Below are 19,187 nucleotides of genomic sequence, written 5' to 3'. Positions count from 1 at the left end.
CCGCATGGCTTCGCGCGCCGCCCCAGAGCCGTCGAGCCATCTTCCCGATGTGCTATGGGTCGGAGTTCATTGCCAAGGCCGTACAGGACTGAATCGCAGCGGTTGGATCGACGACCGCCGACATCGAACCGGGCAGTCCGTGGGAGAACGGTGACTTACGAGAGCTTCGACGCGAAGCTGCGCGATGAACTCCTCAACGGAAGGTGTTCGACACCCTGAAGGAGGCCAGCGTCGTGATCGAGCCATGGCGGCGGCACGACAACAGCATCCGACCGCACTCGTTGCTCAGCGACCAGCCGCCTGCGCCCGAAGTCATCCTCTGGCCAACGGAACCGAACGGCTCAGTGCCGACCGCGCGCCCTGCCATCGTCACGCGACCGACAATGCACGAACTTCGAACCTGGACCACCAGATAGGGGCAGGCAAAGTCGCCCCGACCGCCAAAAGATAGGGGACTATCAATTAGCCTGCAATGGGATAAGCCCGGACCGGGGATCGGGACCGCGCCCCGCCATCGAACGAGGACCGCCGGGGACGTTCGATCGACCCTCCTCCCGCTCCGCCCGACGGCTCCCCGCGCCCCCTGCCCGGACAGACCTCCACGCCGACAGCCCCCGCCCCGCCCGGAGCGGATGCGTCGACAACGCGTTCCGCTCCACACGGGTGAGTCCGCCGCGCGGCCGAGGCCGGTCACCCGGCATGGAGGGATGATGACCGGGACCTTGCACGCGCAGCTGATCGGAGCCTGGACGCTGGTATCGTACGTGGAAAGGCCCACCGACGGCTCGGCCCCGTCCTATCCGCTGGGCGAGAGCCCGCGGGGACTGATCCTGTACACGCCGGACGGGTACATGTCGGCGCAGCTCATGCGGCCGGGCCGCCCCGCCTTCACCTCCGGGGACTGGTTCGTCGCCACACCCGAGGAACTCGCCGCGCAGGCGATGGGCTACATCGCCTATTCCGGCCCGTTCCGGATCGAGGCGGAGGGGCTGCTCTCCCACACGATGGCCGTGTCGCTGTTCCCGAACTGGCTCGGGCAGACCCAGCCGCGCCTCGTCTCCCTCGAGGGGGACACCCTTCGCCTGAGCACCGCGTCGCCGATCCGCTCCGGCGGCCGGGAGGTCACCTACCACCTGACATGGCGCCGCGCCGCCGCCGGTTAGGGTCTGCGTCGCCGCGCAAGGCCCCTTGTGGGCGAGGATCCGGGGCGATTTGTCGGAATGCTGCGACGGGGTACTCTCCCGACAGGGAGATACGCCGATGATGACCTCGACGACGGCCGACAGGGCCGCGCCATCGATCTATGACCGGGACCTCGACCGCAACCCGGCGAATTACCAGCCGCTGACGCCCCTGAGCTACCTCGACCGGTCGGCGCGCGTCTTCCCGGATCACTGCGCGGTGATCCACGGCCCGCTGCGCCGCAGCTATGCCGAGCTCTACGCGCGCTGCCGCCGCCTCGGGGCGGCCCTGGCGGCACGCGGCATCGGGCGCGGCGACACCGTCGCGGTCATCCTCGCCAACACGCCCGAGATGATCGAGGTCCATTACGGGGTGCCGATGACCGGCGCCGTGCTCAACACCCTGAACACCCGCCTGGACGCTGCCGGCCTCGCCTTCTGCCTCGACCACGGCGAGGCCAAGGTGCTGATCACCGACCGGGAATTCTCGAAGGTCGTGGCCCCGGCGCTGGCCCAGGCCCGGGTCAAGCCCCTGGTGATCGACGTCGACGATCCGGACTTCACCGGCCCCGGCACGGCGGTCGGCAGCCTCGGCTACGAGGCGCTCCTGGCGGAGGGCGACCCGGCCTGGGACTGGGCGATGCCCGGCGACGAGTGGGACGCGATCTCCCTGAACTACACCTCGGGCACCACCGGCGACCCGAAGGGCGTGGTCTATCACCATCGCGGCGCCGCCCTGCTCTGCCTCGGCAACGTCATCACGGGCAATCTCGGGCAGCACCCGGTCTATCTCTGGACCCTGCCGATGTTCCACTGCAACGGCTGGTGCTTTCCCTGGACCCTGTCGGTGGTCGCCGGCACCCATGTCTGCCTGCGCCAGGTCCGGGCCGGCGCGCTCTACCAGGCCCTGGCCGAGCACGGCGTCACGCATCTGTGCGGGGCGCCGATCGTGATGCAGCTCCTCCTCAACGCGCCCGAGGCGGAGCGCCGCCCCCTGCCCCGGCGGGTCGCCTTCCTGACGGCGGCCGCGCCGCCGCCCCAGGCGGTTCTCGGCGCCATGGGCGCCGCCGGCTTCGACGTCACCCACCTGTACGGTCTCACCGAGACCTACGGCCCGGCCGTGGTGAATGCCTGGCACCGCGACTGGGACGCCCTCGACGACGAGGCCCGTGCCGCCCGGATGGCGCGCCAGGGCGTGCGCTATCCCGTCCTCGAGGGCTTCGACATCCGCGACCCCGAGACCTGCGCGTCCGTGCCGGCCGATGGCGAGACCATGGGCGAGGCGATGTTCCGCGGCAACGTGGTGATGCGCGGCTACCTGAAGAACCCGAAGGCGACGCAGGCGGCCTTCGCGGGCGGCTGGTTCCGCTCCGGCGACCTCGGGGTCAAGCACCCGGACGGCTACATCCAGCTCAAGGACCGCTCGAAGGACATCATCATCTCGGGCGGCGAGAACATCTCCTCCATCGAGGTGGAGGACGCTCTGTTCCGCCACCCCGCCGTCTCCGCCGCCGCGGTCGTGGCCCGCCCCGACGCGAAGTGGGGCGAGACCCCGATGGCGTTCGTCGAGCTGAAGCCCGGCGCCACCGTGGAGGCCGACGCTCTCATCGCCTGGTGCCGCGAGCGGCTGGCCGGCTACAAGCTTCCGCGCCACATCGTGTTCGGAGACCTGCCGAAGACCTCGACCGGCAAGGTGCAGAAGTACCTGCTGCGGGAGCGGGCGAAGGACACGTGAGCGATCGACGGTCCCGCCCGTCGCCGATCACGCCGGGGCCGCGAACCTGCGATGGACGAGGGCGGCCTCGTCGGCCGTCAGGTTGTAGAGGGTCTCGATCGTCCGATCGAGACTGGAACGAACCTCCCGGAAGCGCGGGATCGCCTCCGCCCGGACCTTGAGGCTCGGATGGGCGGTGAGCTGCGCGCCGAGCTGCAGCAAGTGCCCGACCTGCGCGACGATCGCGGCATGGGTCCGCGCCTCGCCGGCATCCCCCAGGTCGAGCAGCCGGATCGGCAGGGCGGCGAGTTCGTTCGTTCCGACATTGTTGTTGGAGCTGGTGAGCTGGAAGCGCCATTGCAGCAGCCGGCTGTTCAGGCAGGCGAGGATGTATTCCGGTGACAGGCCGCAGGTCGGAGCGACGACGACCGCGTTGGTCGAATCGGCGAAGTACCAGCCCGGCTCCGAGAGGGTCGCGACGATCCGATACCGCTCGTCGACGCCGGTGATCCTCTGGGTCGCGATGCGCCGGACGCCGACGGCATCCGGCGTGACGTGGGTCCGCTCGTATCGCGCACGGTCGAACCATTCGACCCGCCCCTGGCTCAAGGTACGGTGGATCGCGTAAGCCGAGACCTCGACGCCCTTCAGGAGCCGGCTGTGCCGGGGATCGTCCGTGATGTAGGCGCGGTAGACCGTCTGGTTGATCTCGCCCCGGGCGATCCGAAGGCCCTCGATCCCGTCGAGGCGCGCGACCGAGTTCGATTGATGCAGCTTCTTGGCCAGCTCCCACGAGGCCTGATCGGTGATCGGGATCGGCAGGCCCAGGGGATCGATGGCCGCCAGTTCGCTCCGTTGCATCGTCACGTCGCGGGAGGGATCATCGAAGGATGCCCGGGGATAGACCTGCAGGCCGATGCGCGGGTTGTGCTTGCGCCGGGACGGTGCGCGCTTGCGGCCTCCCACGACCACCGTCGACAGCTTGGCATCGTAGAAGACGCGATGCTGGCGGATGTCCTTCTGCGGAAAGGCCTGCGCGCGCAGCGCGTCGACCTGATCCAGGAGCGAGAGGCGGGTCCTCTTGCAGCTGAAATCGGCCAGGAGTGCCATGGGTACGATCATGCCCAGGGACCCGTTGTGCCTGACGAGTTGCAGGCTCTGGATCAGGAAGAACCGGAACAGGTTCAGCTTGCCGCCCTTCGCGGCGTCCAGGCGGTCGGTCCGGGCGAGGTAGGCGCGGAAGACATCGTGCGGCCAGGAGGCCGCGCCGCGCTCCTTCTCGATGACGTCGTAGGGTGGATTGCCGATGACCGCGTCGAACCAGCCGCGGGCACGGACCTCCGGAAACGACAGCTCCCAGGAGAACGGTTTCGCCTCGGTGATCCGCAGGTCGGCCGGCAGAAGCGCGTAGGCATCCTGTCCGACGAGGCTGTTGCCGACATGGATGTTGCCGGACAGGTCCGGAAGGAACGTCTCGTTCGGGAACAGCACCCTCTGCCGCCCCAGGGTGGATTGCGTCTCGCCCTCGAGGATCTTGAGATAGATCGACATCTCCGAGACTTCGACCGCCTGGCGATCGATATCGACGCCGAAGATGCAATCCTTGGCGATGCGCTTCTTGAGCTCGCTGGTCAGCTTCAGGTCGCCCTGCGCGTCGACATAGACGGATTTCCCGTCCCGCTTGTCGCCGTTGAGATGGTAATAGTGGATATGCGCCTGGAAGAGCTTTTCCAGCGCACGGATCAGGAAGGTTCCGGAGCCGCAGGCCGGATCGAGGATCCGGATCCGGCGCATCTGTTCCGGCGTCTTGCCTTCGAGGAGCGGCGCCAGGGCGCCGTCGACGATCTGCGCGACGATGTGTTCGGGCGTGTAGAAGACGCCGCCCTGCTTCCGGATCTCGGGCTTCGGCGTCACGTTCCCCTGTCCATCGATGATCGAGCCGAGGAAGCGCTCGTAGACGGAGCCCAGGATCTCGATCGGCAGGGTGCTGAAGAGGTAGGGCGACTCGTCCCCGGCCAGATGATCGATGAAGTCGGCGAGCCACCGGTCATCGACCACGCAGGACTCGACGAAGTGGGACGGCGTTCCGGCCCGTCCATAGAGCCCGCCGTTGAAGGCCGCCCGCATGTTCGCCTGGTTGCCGACGATCAGGGGCCACAAGTCACCCTTCCGGCGTCCGTGCCGCTCCCAGAGTGCCAGCGCCTGCCGCAGCGTCTGAAAGGTATCGATGTCGCGATCCTCGCAGACCCTCTGGAAGATCAGGCGATCGAGGATCACCTGGACGGCTTCGTTAATCGCGTCCACGTCCCAGTGCAGGGCGGCATTGTGCCGGATCAGGGACTTGGCCAGCCGGGCGCGCTCGCCTTCGAGATACTGCAGGAAATCGGTATCGACGGCCCGGTTGCGGTCCGGCTTGATCAGCCAGAGTTGCCGGTCGGTGCGGGAGGTGACCTTGGGCAGGTTCTGGATGAAGGCTTCCAGCGATCCGGCCGCGACGGCCTGCCGTGACAGCAGATCCCAGATCTTGGGCGCCGCATCCCGGTAGTCCTGGTAGCAGAGGCGCCAGCCCGGCACGACGCTGAACGGCTTCTCCCGGCTCGGCTTCCCCCCGACCACGAACAGGTTCAGCTCGTCGAAATTCGTCGTCAGGCCGATCCAGAGACGCAGGTTGTAGACGTAGTTCTGCAGCTGGAACCGATGGTTCTCGAGCTTCTCGGGAAACTTCTTCGCTTCGCAGACGAACCGGTCGAAGCCGCCGATCCGAAACACGTAATCGGCCTTGCCGTTGATGATCCCATCATAGGCCCTGTACTCGACCCGCACGTCTCGCATGAAGGGCGGATCGTCCTTGGTGTTCCTGACGTCCCAGCCCAAGGCCTCGAAGAACGGATCCAGGTACTCGTTTCGCAGCGAGTATTCGTCCAGGCCCCTGCGATACTCCGGGCGATATTTCGCGAATCGCTGGCACAACCGGTCCAGGACCTGGAGAAACTGATCGAACTCGCGGCCTCGCTGCAGGTCCATCCGACACACTCCAACGCATCCGCATCCGTCTCGAACGAGCGTTCCGGGGTCAGCCGATCGCCGGACCGGCACCCGGGCGAAGGGGGACGGGCTCGGCCGCCCGGCGGGCTTCGCCACGCGGCGGAGCAGGGCACCGCCGTGCAGGCGGCATCGCCCTGAATCCGAAGGGACCGGACGGATCCGAAGGGGCTGGCACCCCACGGGGGCGGGATCCGGTCCGACCCACGGGCGAACCGAGGAATCCTGCGAGGCCAGGGGGATCGGTGACGGGAACGCGCGACATGATCCAACCTAACGTTGGAATATAACTTATTCTAGGTGTTATTTTGGGTAATCCCGCGCGCTGTCGAAGGCGCCGGAATCGGGGAAGCGGAACAAAAAAGGCCGGGCTTTCGCCCGGCCTCGTGTCGTCTATGCGTGGGGTGGCGGGGTGCGCTTAGGCGACGCCGCCCGAGCGCTCGAAGCGCTTGCGCTCGTTGGGGTCGAGGTAGGTCTTGCGCAGCCGGATGGATTTCGGCGTGACCTCCATCAGCTCGTCGTCCTGGATCCAGGCGAGCGAGCGCTCCAGGGTCATGCGGATCGGCGGCGTCAGGCGCACCGCCTCATCCTTCGAGGTGGTGCGGATGTTGGTGAGCTTCTTGCCCTTGAGCACGTTCACCTCGAGATCGTTCTCGCGGTTGTGCTCGCCGATGATCATGCCCTGGTACACCTTGGCGCCGGGCTCGATCATCATCGGGCCGCGGTCCTCGAGGTTCCACATGGCGTAGGCCACGGCCTCGCCCTTGTCGTTCGAGATCAGCACGCCGTTGCGGCGGCCGGGCATCTCGCCCTTGTAGGGCTCGTAGGCCTTGAACAGCCGGTTCATGATCGCGGTGCCGCGGGTGTCGGTCATGAGCTCGCCCTGGTAGCCGATCAGGCCGCGGGTGGGCGCATGGAAGACGAGGCGCAGGCGGGACCCGCCCGACGGCTTCATCTCGATCATCTCGGCCTTGCGCTCGGACATCTTCTGCACGACGACGCCGGAATACTCCTCGTCGACGTCGACCACGACCTCCTCGACCGGCTCGAGGACGTTGTCGTCCTCATCCTTCGAGAGCACCACGCGGGGACGCGAGACGGCGATCTCGAAGCCCTCGCGGCGCATGGTCTCGATCAGGATAGCGAGCTGCAACTCGCCGCGGCCCGAGACGAAGAACGAATCCTTGTCGGCGGCCTCCTCGATCTTGAGCGTGACGTTGCCCTCGGCCTCCTTGAACAGGCGGTCGCGGATCATGCGGCTCGTGACCTTGTCGCCCTCGGTGCCGGCGAGCGGCGAATCGTTGACGATGAAGGACATCGTCACGGTGGGCGGATCGATCGGCTGGGCCTGGATCGGGGTCTCGACCTGCGGGTCGCAGAAGGTGTCGGCCACGGTGCCCTTCACGAGGCCCGCGATGGAGACGATGTCGCCGGCCTCACCGATGTCGATGGGCGCGCGCTCCAGGCCGCGGAAGGCCAGGATCTTCGAGACGCGGCCGGTCTCCACGAGCTTGCCCGTGCGGTCCATGACCTTGATGGCCTGGTTCGGCTTCACGGTGCCGGAGGCGATGCGGCCGGTGATGATGCGGCCGAGGAAGGGGTTGGCTTCCAGCAGGGTGCCGAGCATCCGGAATGGGCCGTCCTCGACCTTGGCCTGGGGCACGTGCGCCAGGACGAGGTCGAACAGCGGCGCGAGGCCCTCGCTCTGGTCGCCGTCCGGCGAGGTCGCCATCCAGCCGGCGCGGCCCGAGCCGTAGAGGATCGGGAAGTCGAGCTGCTCGTCGGTGGCGTCGAGGGCCGCGAACAGGTCGAACACCTCGTTCACCACCTCGGTGATGCGGGCATCCGGCCGGTCGACCTTGTTGATCGCCACGATCGGCTTGAGGCCGATCTTGAGGGCCTTGCCGACCACGAACTTGGTCTGGGGCATCGGGCCTTCGGCCGCGTCGACCAGCACGATCACGCCATCCACCATCGAGAGGATGCGCTCCACCTCGCCGCCGAAATCGGCGTGGCCGGGGGTGTCGACGACGTTGACGCGGGTGTCCTTCCAGACGACCGAGGTCGCCTTGGCCAGGATGGTGATGCCGCGCTCCTTCTCGAGGTCGTTCGAGTCCATGGCGCGTTCCTCGACGCGCTGGTTCTCGCGGAACGATCCGGACTGCGACAGCAGCTTGTCGACGAGCGTCGTCTTGCCGTGGTCGACGTGGGCGATGATGGCGATGTTGCGAAGCTTCATAGGGTATCCGGAAGCGAGAAGAGCCCGTCACGCGACGGGCCGCAGGAATGCGGCCGGCTGCGCCGGGTCACGGGATCGAGCTATCGCGTCGCAATATAAGGTGTGAGGCTCCGGGGCAAGGGGCGACCGCCGCAGGACCGAGCATGGCCCACCCCCGTCAGGCGCGGGCGGGCTCCGGGGGCCGGGTTCGCGCGCGGTCTCGGCCGAGCGCGGTGACGCAGACGAACGAGATCGCCGCGAGGGTGGTGCCGAAGGCGGCGATGGGCCACCAATGGCCCTGGAAGCGCTCGGCCAGGATGGTGCCGATGATCGGGGTGAGCCCGCCCGCCACCGCGCCGCAGACCTGGTAGGCCACCGAGATGGCGGTGTAGCGCAACCGGGTCGGAAAGGCGCCGGCCACGTAGCCGGCGATGACCGCGTAGAAGGTGGCGCTGCCGACGACGTTGAGAGCCAGCCCGATCATCAGGGCCCGAACGGAGCCGAGATCGACGAGGAGGAAGAGGGGATAGGGCGCCAGCATCGCCCAGATCAGGGTGCCCTGCAGGAAGAGGCGCTCGTTGCGGATGACCTCGGCGATTCGCGCCCCCACCGGCGTCATCACCAGCTGGACGCAGGCCGCCACCAGCAATGCGTCGAGGATCGTCGCCCGGGGCAGGCCGAGATATTGGGTCGTGTAGGTGATCATGAACGTGTTGAAGAGGTAGACCGAGCCGATCGCGAAGGTGTTGGCCCCCGCCGCCAGGGCCAGCGGCCTCAGGCTGGTGGCCAGGACCTCGCGAATCGGGGCCTGGGCAGGGGCCGTCGCCCGGTTCTCCGCGGTTCGAGCATCCTGAAAGTCCGGTGATTCGCCGACGCCGAGGCGGATGAACAGGCCGACGAAGAGCAGAACGATGCTGACCAGGAAGGGCAGGCGCCAGCCCCAGGCGAGGAAGCTGTCCTTGTCCGTCAGCCCGGCGAGGCGGAAGGCCAGCAGCGACAGGATCTGCCCGGCGGGACTGCCGAGCTGAGCGAAGGAGGCGAAGAAGGTCGCGCGCCCCTTCGGCGCGTGCTCGGCGGCGAGCAGCACCGCCCCGCCCCACTCGCCGCCCACGGCGATGCCCTGGAGAATGCGCAGGCACACCAGCGCCACCGGCGCCCAGATCCCGATGCTGGCATAGGTGGGCAGCAGGCCGATGCCGGTGGTCGCCAGCCCCATCATCACCAGGGTGACGACGAGGGCCCGCTTGCGCCCGAGCCGGTCGCCGACATGGCCGAAGATCACGCCGCCGAGGGGCCGGGCGAGGAAGCCCACCGCGAAGGTGCCGAAGGCCGCCAGGGTCGCGACGAAGGGCGTCGCCTCGGCGAAGAACAGCGGCCCGAACACCAGGGCGGCGGCCGTGCCGTAGATGAAGAAGTCGTACCACTCGATCGTGGTGCCGACGAAGGCAGCGATGGCGGCCCGGGCGGGCTGGCGCGGCGCGGACTCGGGGGATGGGCTCGGGCGCATGCGCGGCTCTCTTTTCTCGGAATCAGGCCCGGACGCCCAGCAAGGGACGGACCGCGCGGCGGAGGCGCGTGGCCGGCCCCACCTTGCCGCGTCGCGCGGGTGGATGCGAGAGTTCGCGACCGGTCCTCGGAGCACGCGGGGCGCGGGGCCGAAGGACGACGATGGAACTCAAGTGGATCGAGGACTTCATCAGCCTCGCCGAGACGCGCAGCTTCTCGCGCTCGGCCGAGGCGCGGTTCGTCACGCAATCGGCCTTCAGCCGGCGCATCCGGTCCCTTGAGGTCTGGCTCGGCACGGTGCTGCTCGATCGCAGCACCTACCCCATCACCCTCACGGCGGACGGACGCCAGTTCCTCGAAACCGCCGAGGAGGTCCTGCGCCTCCTCACCCTCAGCCGCGCCGACTTCCGCACTCGCAGCGAACGCACCAGCCTGCCGGTGGTGACGATCGCCGCGCTCCACTCCCTCTGCCTCTCCGTCCTGCCGCGCTGGCTGAACGGCATCCGCGAGGCGGTCGGGCCGATGGCGAGCCGGGTCCTGCCCGACAACTTCAACATCTGCGTCCAGGCGCTGGTGGAGGGCGGCTACGACCTCCTGCTGACCTATCACCATCCGGGGATTCCGATGCCCCTCGACCCGGAGCGCTATCCGCACCGGGTGATCGGACGCGACAGCCTCGTGGCGGTGGCCGCCCCGAACGGCCTTCCGCCCGACCGCGAGGGACGGCGGCCGCTGCTGCAGTATTCGCGCGGCTCCTTCCTCGGCCTCCTCGCCGCCATTGCCCAATCCGCGGAGGGTGCGCCCGTCACCTACCCGATCCACACCAACGAGAACTCCATGGCCGAGGCCCTGCGCTCCATGGCGCTGGCCGGCCACGGGGTCGCCTGGCTCCCCGTCAGCCTGGTGGCGGAAGAGATCGCCTCCGGCGCCCTGGCGGTCGTCAGCGCCGAGATGCTGATGGAGATCCGGCTCTATCGCAGCGCCGAGCGCGCCCGGCCCTTCCTCGATGCGGTCTGGGCCGCCGCCGCCCTCGACGAGCCAAACTATGCATTACAGGAATAATCTCGGTCGAAACTAGCATTGGCGCCGGGGTCGGAGCGGGATTACTGCCCTCCCCGGCGGCGCACCGAGCCGCAGCCGTCCCGCGGCGCGTCGCGGGCGCGCCCCTTCCGACCCTCCACGCAGACTCGAGGCGAGGCCGTCCGCGCGGCTGCGCCGCCGCGCCCGCGTGGCCGCTTCCCGACCGGCACACCGTGCCGGACCGCATCCGCACGCCCATCGCTTCGGACCCCGGACGTCCGGACGCCAGGAGAGAGCCGTGACCCGCATTCCCGTTGATGGCCATCCGACCCGCACCGAGCACGACCTCCTGGGCGACCGGGAGGTGCCGCAGGCGGCCTATTACGGCGTCCACTCCCTGCGGGCGGTCGAGAACTTCGCGATCACGGGTCGGACCCTGGCCGACTGCCCGGACCTCATCAATGCGCTCGCGGCGATCAAGCAGGCGGCGGCGCTGGCCAACCGGGAGCTCGGCCTCCTCGACGCGGCCCGCACGGATGCCATCGTGGCAGCCTGCGAGGAGATTCGCGCCGGTGCCCTGCACGACCAGTTTGTGGTCGACCTGATCCAGGGCGGAGCCGGGACCTCCACCAACATGAACGCCAACGAAGTCATCGCCAACCGGGCGCTGGAGATCCTCGGCCACGAACGCGGCGCCTACGAGCACCTGCACCCGAACGAGCACGTCAACATGGGCCAGAGCACCAACGACGTGTACCCGACGGCCCTGAAGATCGCCGCCACCGGCGCCATCCGACGGCTGATCGACGCGATGGCGGCCTTGCGCGGCAGCTTCGCCGCCAAGGCGACCGAGTTCGCCGACATCCTCAAGATGGGCCGCACCCAGCTGCAGGACGCGGTGCCGATGACGCTGGGCCAGGAATTCGGCACCTACGCGCTGATGCTGCGCGAGGACGAGGCCCGGCTCGGGGAAGCCGCCTTGCTGATCCGCGAGATGAACATGGGGGCCACCGCCATCGGCACCGGCATCACCGCGCATCCGCTCTACGCCGCCCGCGTCTGTGCACGGCTGTCCGAGATCACCGGCATCCCCCTGCAGACCGCCGAGGATCTCGTCGAGGCGACGCAGGATTGCGGTGCCTTCGTGCAGCTCTCGGGGGTGCTCAAGCGGGTGGCCGTCAAGCTGTCGAAGACCTGCAACGACCTGCGCCTCCTCTCCAGCGGGCCGCGGGCCGGCTTCAACGAGATCAACCTGCCGGCGCGGCAGGCCGGCTCCTCGATCATGCCCGGCAAGGTGAACCCGGTGATCCCCGAAGTGGTCAACCAGGTCGCCTTCGAGGTGATCGGCAACGACGTGACCATCACCTTCGCGGCGGAGGCCGGTCAGCTCCAGCTCAACGCCTTCGAGCCGATCATCGCCTACAGCCTGTTCAACAGCCTCACCCACCTGCGCGCGGCCTGCATCACCCTCGACCGGCACTGCGTCCGGGGCATCACCGCCAACCGCGAGCGCCTGCGCGCCAGCGTCGAGCAATCGATCGGCATCGTCACCGCCCTCAACCCCTATATCGGCTACCGCAACGCCACCGCCGTGGCCCTGGAGGCCCATGCCTCCGGGCGCGGGGTCTACGAACTCGTCCTCGAACAGGGCCTGATGGCCAAGGCGCAGCTCGACGCCGTGCTGCAGCCGGACCGCCTGACCCGGCCGCAGTCCTTCGCGGCGGCCTGAGGAGGGCCCCCTCCCCTCTGCGGGAGAGGGGACAAGGGCCAGACGGCGTGGCGCCGCGCCCATCACCGCACCACCGGGTCACGCCATGACCCGCGGGACAGAGCGCCGGCACGGCGCCAACAGCACCCCACAGGGAGGAACACCATGACGCACGGCGACGCCAAGGCGGACGGCAGGAAACCCGGCCGGCTCACCCTCTACACCGGCCTCGGGCTCGTCCTCGGCATCCTGGTGGGAGCGGTCCTGCACGGGATGGCGGCGGGGCCGGCGGAGGCCAAGGAGATCGCCGGCTATTTCACCCTCTGCACCGACATCTTCCTGCGCCTGATCAAGATGATCATCGCACCCCTGGTCTTCGCCACCATCGTGTCGGGCATCGCGAGCTTCGGCGACACCCGCGCGGTGGGCCGGGTCGCGGCCCTCGCCATGGGCTGGTTCCTCACCGCCTCCGTGGTCTCGCTGACCCTCGGATTCCTCGTCGCCAACCTGTTCCAGCCGGGGGCCGGCCTCGCCCTGCCCCTGCCGGAGGCCGGGGCCCAGTCCGGGCTCAAGGCCGCCTCCCTCAACCTGCGCGACTTCCTCACCCACGTGTTCCCGACCAGCATCGTCTCGGCCATGGCCACCAACGAGGTGCTGCAGATCCTGGTGTTCTCGATCTTCTTCGGCTCCGGCCTCAGCGTGATCGACCGGCGCTACGCCGACCCGATGGTGCACATGATCGACGGTCTCGCCCGGGTGATGTTCGCCGTCACCGACGCGGTGATGCGCCTGGCGCCCGTCGCGGTCTTCGCCGCCATCGCGGCCGTGATCACCGTGCAGGGCCTCGGCGTCCTCATCGATTACGGCAAGTTCATCGGCGCGTTCTATCTCGGCCTCGCGGTACTCTGGATCCTCCTGATCGGGGCCGGCTGGCTGGCGCTGGGCCACCGGGTGGTGCGCCTGCTGGACCTGCTGCGGGCGCCGATGATCCTCGCCTTCTCCACCGCCAGCAGCGAGGCCGCCTTTCCCCGCACCGTCGAGGTGCTGGAGACGTTCGGCGTCCGCCCCCGGGTCACCGGCTTCGTGCTGCCGCTCGGCTACTCGTTCAACCTCGACGGTTCGATGATGTATCAGGCGATGGCGGCGCTGTTCATCGCTCAGGCCTTCGGCATCCATCTCGGGGTGGCCGAGCAGTTCACCATGCTCCTCGTCATGATGGTGACGAGCAAGGGCATCGCCGGCGTGCCGCGTGCCTCCCTCGTGGTGGTGGCCGCGACCGTGCCGATGTTCGGGCTGCCAGCGGCGGGCATCCTGCTCATCATGGGAGTCGACCAGATCCTCGACATGGGCCGCACCGTGACCAACGTCCTCGGCAACGGCCTCGCCACGGCGGCCGTCGCCCAATGGCAGGGCGAGATGGACGCCGAGCGGGATGCGGAGACGGACGGTTCCGCGGAGGCCTCGGCGGCGACGTCCCCCCTGGCCCCGGCCCGCGGCTGACGCGCTACTTCGCCGCCACCGGCCGCACGGACCAGGTCGCCCAGTAGACGGGACGGCCGAACACGCTCGATGCGTTCGCGCCGCCCGCCCCTGGCGCGAGCCGGTCCAGCCAAGTCAGGAAGCCGGCCTTGGCGCGATAGCTCGTCGGGGTCGCGAGGTTGCCGTATCGGTCCGTCATCCAGAAGTGCTGGCTGCGCCCGAAGCGGCCCGACCCGTCGCCGCCCGAGCGCAGGCCGAGATAGGCGGTCGAGCGCATGATCGCCTGCGGCTCCGAAAACCAGGTGAGGCCCGCGAGGGAGCCCGGCGCGAGGTCGGCGGTGTACTGCACGCAGATGTCGGCGACGGGACCGTCCATGGTGTTGGCGGGGCGGTTGCAGCGATAGGCCGCCACCCAGCGGTCCATGTCCCGCGCCTTGGCCACCCGCACCAGGCTCTGGGCCGGCAGCGGCTCCGCGACGGTCCGGGCCGGCGACCAGACGCGGTCAGCGGTGAGGTCGCGGCTGGTCCGCAGGTAGAGGCCCATCCGCCGGGTCGCCGCCGGTTCGTTGCAGTCCGAGGGCAGCACGTCGGTGTAGTAGTAGTGATAGACCTGATCGACCACGCTGATCGCGCCGACCAGATCGGTGCGGTCGAAGCCCTGCCCGGCGCAGTTGCCGATGATCGCCGCTCCGGTCTCGTCGAGTACGGCGCTGGGGCTCGGCGCCTCGGGCGTCCGCGACCGGCCGCGACGGGAGCGCTCCGCCGGACGGTCCGCGCCGAACAGCGTCCAGACCGTCCCCGCCTCGGTGCGGCCGCGGATGTCGAAGCCCTTGAAGTCCAGCGTGCGGGCCTGGAGCAGCGCGTGCCGGTTGCCGGCCTCGGTGGGCACCGCCGCGAGGAAGAACACATAGCTGTAGGCATCTCCGCCCCAGGCGCGCCCCGCCACCGTCATCGGATGCCGGGCCGCGATGCCCTCGCTGGCGGGCTCGGGCGCCGGCGCGGGCGGAGATTCGGCCCGGCGACGGCCGCGGCGGCGTCCGCGCTCCTGGGCGCCGGCGCCTTCTTCGCTGCGGGTGCTTTCTTGGCTGCGAGTACCTTCTCGAAAGCGCGTGCCTTCTTGGCTGCGGGCAACCTCGCGGGCCATCTCCCACAGGCGTCCTTGGGTCGGCGGCATCGTGGTGGCGAGTTGCTCCGGCATCGCGCCGGAGCGGACCGAGCCGCCGTCGAGAGCGTCGGTGGCGCGGCGCGGCGCGCAGGCCCCGGCCGTCTCACCGCGCCGGGATTTCCCGGCGACCGGGGGCGTCTCGGCCTGGTACACGGCCTGGAGCGGGCCGGTGCCGGGCGTCGTGCGGATCACCTGCACGCTGCTGGCGGATTCACAGGCCGGGGGCGCGAAGAACACCCCCTCGGCCTCGCTCCCCCGGCAGATCTCCAGCGTCCCGCCACCGGTGACGTAGCAACTCGTGTCGGTGGTCTGTGCGCCCGCGGGGCAGGTCGCGAACCCCAGCAGAAGCGGCAGGAAGGCCGACGGGACGGCGCGCATGCGGGCCGGCTGACGGGGAACGCCGGAGGGCGCAGCGAGGGGGAAGGTCCGCGGATGTGTCACGCTGGAGAGGGTTAGCGTAGCCTCGCGGTTCGACAAGGCTTCACCGGGGTGCCATCCACACCGCCGGTCCTCACATTTCCGCGGACGGCCCCGCGTCAGCGGGCGTCCCGGGCTTCCGTCCCGCACCACTCGGCGATGAACAGCGCCATCGCGGTGGTGATCCGCTGCACGGAGGCGAGACTGACGCGCTCGTCGAAGCCGTGGATGTTCTGGCTGACCGGGCCGTAGCAGAGGGCCGGCACCTGATCGTAGAGGGCGTAGACCCGCGTATCGAGATAGCTCGGCGACATGAAGCTCTGCAGCTTCGCGCCGGTCGCGGTCCGGTGCGCCCGGCCGAGCACCGCCTCGGCCTCCGATCCCTCCGCCAGGGCGTAGCCCTCGGAGTAGAAGCCGTTGAAGCTGACGCGGGGCGGGGTGTTCGACAGGAAGGCGTCGTCCCGGGCGAAATCGCCGATGGCCTGCTCCACCGCGCGGGCGGCCTCCCCGGCCGAGACGCCGGGATAGAGGGCGATGCGGCAGTCGATCCGGCACCAGGCCGGCACCGAGGAGGCCCAGTCGCCGCCCTCGATCCGACCGACATTGAGGTTGATGGCGTCGGGCTCGTCGGCGAAGTGAGGATGGGCCGCCTTCTCGGCGTTCCAGCGCGCCTCGAGGGCCCGCAGGGCGCCGATCACCCGGTAGGTGGCGTCGATGGCGTTGGCGCCGGCCCCCATCTCGCGGACATGGACCGGACGGCCGCGGACCTCGACGGTGAACCACAGCACGCCGACATTGGCGCGCACGAGCTTCTCGTCCTCGGGCTCGGGGATCAGCACGGCATCGGCGCGGTACCCGCGCAGGTGGGTCATCAGGGCGCCGTTGCCGGTGGATTCCTCCTCAACCACGGATTGCAGGGTGACGGTGGCCGCGGGCTGAAGCCCGATCCGGGCCAGCGCGTCGAGGGCGAACAGGTTGGCGGCGTGGCCCGCCTTCATGTCGGCGGCGCCCCGTCCGTACATCCAGTCGCCGTCGACGACCGGCTCGAAGGGTGGGTGGGTCCAGAGGTCCGCGGGGCCGGGCGGCACCACGTCGACATGGGCCTGCAGGATCAGCGAGCGCCCCGTCTCGGCCCGCGGCCGATGGATGCCGACCACGAGGGGCGCCTGCGAATGCGTCTCCGACATCGCCGCCCCGCCCGGATGGGCGGCCAGGGCGGCCCCGTCCATGGTGAAGCGGTCGAGGGCATAGCCGCGGGCCCGGAAGGCCCGGAAGACGAAGTCCTGGATCGCGTGCTCGGCCCCCCGGGTCGACCCGAACCGCACCAGGACCTGGGTGTGGGCGACCTGTTCGGGAAAGCCCGCCGCGACGGCCTCGGCGATGCGGTCGGCGAGGGCGGGATCGAGGGGCATCGGCGCTCCGGCATTGGCGAGGGACGCGGCCAGGATAGCGATGTCGGCCGGTTCAGGCGAGCAGCGCCGCCGCCAGCGCCAGGGGCAGGGCGAGAAGGGCCGCCGGGCGGATCCAGGCCGGGCGGTAGGACCCCAGCCCGACCACCAGGAGAGCCGCGCCGGTCAGCGAGCCGATCCACTGCACCGGGCCGAAATTCCAGTCCGAGGTGACCACGGCAGCCGCGAAGGAGGCGGCGAGGGCGGCCCAGCCGGCGAGGCGCAGCGCCCGGGCGCGGGCCCGCGTCTGGCCGCGCCCGGCGATGGCCCGATGGTGGCGGTCCATGGCGAGGCAGAGGGCCGCCAGCCCGGCGAAGCTCAGGGCGAGGTTGAGGGCGATGGAGAGCGGCGTCATGCTTCGACGAGACCTTCGGGCACCCGGGCAGGGCCGGCGCGCGCGGCCTTCGCGGCTTGCCGGCGCGCCTCGTAGTGGGACACCTTGCGCGCCCCGAGGGCGAGGGCGAGGCCCAGCCCCAGCATGGCGGCGTCGAAGGCCAGGAAGTCGAGGCCGCGATCCGTGGTCAGCGCGCCGACCACCGGGACGGCGCCGAACAGGAGGCCTGCGGCGAGGCCCAGCTCGGTCCAGGCCCTGCGGTGCGGCCGAAGCAGGGATACGACGGCGGCCAGCGCCCAGGCGCCGAAGAACACGCCTCCCTCCCAGGTCGCCCGATGGGCGAGGTCGACGGGCAGCAGCCGGTTGCCGAGGAAGAACGCCGCCATGCCGATGGGCAGGCCGAGGATCGTCCCGATGTTGAGGCCGCGCACCAAGCGCAGACCGAAGCCCGGCGCCTCGCCCGTCTTCGGCGCCCGGGCGACGGTCCAGAGGACGAGACCCGTGGCGATGGTGGCCGCGCCGAGCAGGCCGCAGAGGAAGAACAGCGCCCGCAGGGCCGTGCTGGCGAAATGCGCCTCGTGCAGGCCCATGAAGCTGGTGAAGACGCGGGCGGCCGGCTTCAACGGCTCGACCCGCTCGACGACGCTCCCGGAAGCGGCATCGAAGGCGATCTGCGGATGCTGATGGGCGAGGCCGTGGGGCTCCTCGAAGACGGCGACCACGGTGGCGTTGGCGTCGCCCGGATTGTTGACGATGACCATCTCGAGAGGTTCCGAGATCTCACCCTGGGCCCGGGCCAGGAGGGGCGCCAGCGGCACGGCCTCGCCGGGCCGGCCCGCGGCCGGGCGCCAGGTCGTGGTCTGAGCCGCCTCGACGTAGAAGCGCAGGTCGTCGCCCTTGTAAGCGGCCGTCACGCCCCAGGGCATGTACATCACGCCGAGGGTCACGATCCCCGTATAGGTGATCATCAGGTGGAACGGCAGGGCGAGGACGCCCGTGACGTTGTGGGCATCGAGCCAGCCGCGCTGGGCCGACCTGTCCCGCCGGAAGGTGAAGAAGTCGGCGAAGATGCGCCGATGCGTGACGATGCCGGAGATCAGGGCGATGAGCAGGATCATCGCGGCGGCGCCGACGATCCAGCGGCCGAGGGCCGGCATCATCTGGAGCTCGTAGTGAAAGCGGTAGAAGAAGTCGCCGCCCTGGGTGTCGCGCGCCTTGGTGGGCGCGCCGGTCTCGACGTCGAGCATGGCCTGCCCGAGGGGGGCCTCCAGGCTGTCCATCCAGTAGACGGCGATCGCCGGCCGGTCCGGCTGCGGCGCGGAGACGTACCAGGCCATGGCCTTCGGCGCGTGGGCCTTCAGGTAGGCGATGCCGCGCTCGGCGGCCGGAATCGCATCGCTGGGGCCGGCCCGCAGCTCCGGGCGCATCCAGAGCGAGAGATCGGCGCGGTAGTAGGTGGCCGTGCCGGTGACGAACACGGCGAACATCACCCACCCGGTGACGAGCCCGGCCCAGGTGTGGAGCCAGGCCATCGACTGGCGAAATCCCTGTCTCATGCGGGCGGTCCCATCGCGACACCGTCGAGGGCCAGCCAGAGGCCGAGGCCCACCAGCGCAATCGGAAGCCCGAGGCCCAGGGCGGCGCGCAGCAGGGTGCGGGCGGCAAAGACCCAGATCACGGCGCCAGCCAGGATGGCGAAGCTGATCAGGGTCGCGGTGGCCACCGCCTCGGAGCGCACCATCGGCAGGGTCAGCGACAGGAAGGCCGTCGCGAGCCCGGCCAGGGCGTAGCCGCCGAAGGCCGCCAGGCCCACGCGTGCCGCCACCGCGGAGCGGTAGCGCCAGCCGCTTCGCGAGCGGGCCCTGTCGAGGGGACCGGAAATATCCGTCACAGGCAACACCTTCGAGACGCGCATGGGCGAGACAGGTGCGGAGGCAGGCCCCGCAAAGGCAGGC

The 19,187-nt window shown here is 69.8% G+C and carries 13 protein-coding genes and 1 pseudogene; 6 read left to right on the top strand and 8 right to left on the bottom strand.

Going from position 1 to position 19,187, the window contains the following annotated elements; translation table 11 throughout:
- The 3 genes and pseudogenes from CRT23_RS16505 to CRT23_RS16495 form a co-directional block, all read left to right on the top strand.
- Nucleotides 1-416: pseudogene (locus tag CRT23_RS16505) on the top strand (transposase); the annotation flags it as partial.
- Nucleotides 417-710: 294 nt separating this feature from the next.
- On the top strand, nucleotides 711-1,163 hold the full coding sequence (locus CRT23_RS16500; protein ID WP_210202085.1) for a lipocalin-like domain-containing protein: 453 nt from the start codon (nucleotides 711-713) through the stop codon (nucleotides 1,161-1,163).
- Between the two features lie 97 nt (nucleotides 1,164-1,260).
- Nucleotides 1,261-2,916, top strand: a complete 1,656-nt coding sequence (locus CRT23_RS16495) for an acyl-CoA synthetase (RefSeq protein WP_055945788.1) — start codon at nucleotides 1,261-1,263, stop codon at nucleotides 2,914-2,916.
- 27 nt (nucleotides 2,917-2,943) lie between these two features.
- On the opposite strand, the gene CRT23_RS16490 is transcribed toward CRT23_RS16495, so the two are convergent.
- The 3 genes from CRT23_RS16490 to CRT23_RS16480 all read right to left on the bottom strand — a co-directional run bounded on the left by CRT23_RS16490 (nucleotide 2,944) and on the right by CRT23_RS16480 (nucleotide 9,662).
- Complete coding sequence (locus tag CRT23_RS16490) at nucleotides 2,944-5,919, bottom strand: DNA methyltransferase (RefSeq protein WP_103710544.1); 2,976 nt, start codon at nucleotides 5,917-5,919, stop codon at nucleotides 2,944-2,946.
- A 436-nt stretch (nucleotides 5,920-6,355) separates the two neighbouring features.
- A complete protein-coding gene (gene typA, locus CRT23_RS16485) occupies nucleotides 6,356-8,176 on the bottom strand; it encodes a translational GTPase TypA (protein ID WP_103710543.1) in 1,821 nt (606 codons plus the stop codon).
- A 157-nt stretch (nucleotides 8,177-8,333) separates the two neighbouring features.
- Nucleotides 8,334-9,662: an MFS transporter gene (locus CRT23_RS16480; protein WP_103710542.1), complete on the bottom strand. Its 1,329-nt coding sequence runs from the start codon at nucleotides 9,660-9,662 to the stop codon at nucleotides 8,334-8,336.
- A 161-nt stretch (nucleotides 9,663-9,823) separates the two neighbouring features.
- Between CRT23_RS16480 and CRT23_RS16475 the strand changes: the two genes are divergently transcribed.
- The 3 genes from CRT23_RS16475 to CRT23_RS16465 all read left to right on the top strand — a co-directional run bounded on the left by CRT23_RS16475 (nucleotide 9,824) and on the right by CRT23_RS16465 (nucleotide 13,889).
- Nucleotides 9,824-10,723 (top strand): LysR substrate-binding domain-containing protein, encoded by a 900-nt coding sequence (locus CRT23_RS16475; RefSeq protein WP_103710541.1) that lies wholly within the window; start codon nucleotides 9,824-9,826, stop codon nucleotides 10,721-10,723.
- A gap of 256 nt (nucleotides 10,724-10,979) precedes the next feature.
- On the top strand, nucleotides 10,980-12,410 hold the full coding sequence (aspA, locus tag CRT23_RS16470; protein WP_245436297.1) for an aspartate ammonia-lyase: 1,431 nt from the start codon (nucleotides 10,980-10,982) through the stop codon (nucleotides 12,408-12,410).
- 144 nt (nucleotides 12,411-12,554) lie between these two features.
- Complete coding sequence (locus tag CRT23_RS16465) at nucleotides 12,555-13,889, top strand: dicarboxylate/amino acid:cation symporter (protein WP_103710540.1); 1,335 nt, start codon at nucleotides 12,555-12,557, stop codon at nucleotides 13,887-13,889.
- Nucleotides 13,890-13,893: 4 nt separating this feature from the next.
- On the opposite strand, the gene CRT23_RS16460 is transcribed toward CRT23_RS16465, so the two are convergent.
- The 5 genes from CRT23_RS16460 to CRT23_RS16440 form a co-directional block, all read right to left on the bottom strand.
- Complete coding sequence (locus CRT23_RS16460) at nucleotides 13,894-15,411, bottom strand: hypothetical protein (protein ID WP_103710539.1); 1,518 nt, start codon at nucleotides 15,409-15,411, stop codon at nucleotides 13,894-13,896.
- A 158-nt stretch (nucleotides 15,412-15,569) separates the two neighbouring features.
- Complete coding sequence (locus tag CRT23_RS16455; protein ID WP_103710538.1) at nucleotides 15,570-16,862, bottom strand: ArgE/DapE family deacylase; 1,293 nt, start codon at nucleotides 16,860-16,862, stop codon at nucleotides 15,570-15,572.
- A gap of 52 nt (nucleotides 16,863-16,914) precedes the next feature.
- The gene (locus tag CRT23_RS16450; RefSeq protein ID WP_103710537.1) at nucleotides 16,915-17,253 is read right to left on the bottom strand and encodes a DUF3325 domain-containing protein; all 339 of its coding nucleotides are present in this window, start codon (nucleotides 17,251-17,253) and stop codon (nucleotides 16,915-16,917) included.
- Complete coding sequence (locus tag CRT23_RS16445) at nucleotides 17,250-18,788, bottom strand: PepSY-associated TM helix domain-containing protein (protein WP_103710536.1); 1,539 nt, start codon at nucleotides 18,786-18,788, stop codon at nucleotides 17,250-17,252. Before CRT23_RS16445 ends, CRT23_RS16450 begins: the two co-directional genes overlap by 4 nt.
- A complete protein-coding gene (locus CRT23_RS16440) occupies nucleotides 18,785-19,114 on the bottom strand; it encodes an iron transporter (protein WP_103710554.1) in 330 nt (109 codons plus the stop codon). Before CRT23_RS16440 ends, CRT23_RS16445 begins: the two co-directional genes overlap by 4 nt.
- Nucleotides 19,115-19,187 lie beyond the last annotated feature (73 nt).

This window comes from Methylobacterium sp. V23 (assembly GCF_002917135.1).
Classification (GTDB): Bacteria; Pseudomonadota; Alphaproteobacteria; order Rhizobiales; family Beijerinckiaceae; genus Methylobacterium.
This window is presented reverse-complemented; position numbering and strand designations above follow the sequence as displayed.

Excerpts from the sequence above, each read along its gene's own strand:
- CRT23_RS16500 (WP_210202085.1), top strand. The coding sequence starts at position 711 with ATGACCGGGACCTTGCACGCGCAGCTGATCGGAGCCTGGACGCTGGTA.
- CRT23_RS16495 (WP_055945788.1), top strand. The coding sequence starts at position 1,261 with ATGATGACCTCGACGACGGCCGACAGGGCCGCGCCATCGATCTATGAC.
- CRT23_RS16490 (WP_103710544.1), bottom strand. The coding sequence starts at position 5,919 with ATGGACCTGCAGCGAGGCCGCGAGTTCGATCAGTTTCTCCAGGTCCTG.
- typA (WP_103710543.1), bottom strand. The coding sequence starts at position 8,176 with ATGAAGCTTCGCAACATCGCCATCATCGCCCACGTCGACCACGGCAAG.
- CRT23_RS16480 (WP_103710542.1), bottom strand. The coding sequence starts at position 9,662 with ATGCGCCCGAGCCCATCCCCCGAGTCCGCGCCGCGCCAGCCCGCCCGG.
- CRT23_RS16475 (WP_103710541.1), top strand. The coding sequence starts at position 9,824 with ATGGAACTCAAGTGGATCGAGGACTTCATCAGCCTCGCCGAGACGCGC.
- CRT23_RS16465 (WP_103710540.1), top strand. The coding sequence starts at position 12,555 with ATGACGCACGGCGACGCCAAGGCGGACGGCAGGAAACCCGGCCGGCTC.
- CRT23_RS16460 (WP_103710539.1), bottom strand. The coding sequence starts at position 15,411 with ATGCGCGCCGTCCCGTCGGCCTTCCTGCCGCTTCTGCTGGGGTTCGCG.
- CRT23_RS16455 (WP_103710538.1), bottom strand. The coding sequence starts at position 16,862 with ATGCCCCTCGATCCCGCCCTCGCCGACCGCATCGCCGAGGCCGTCGCG.
- CRT23_RS16450 (WP_103710537.1), bottom strand. The coding sequence starts at position 17,253 with ATGACGCCGCTCTCCATCGCCCTCAACCTCGCCCTGAGCTTCGCCGGG.
- CRT23_RS16445 (WP_103710536.1), bottom strand. The coding sequence starts at position 18,788 with ATGAGACAGGGATTTCGCCAGTCGATGGCCTGGCTCCACACCTGGGCC.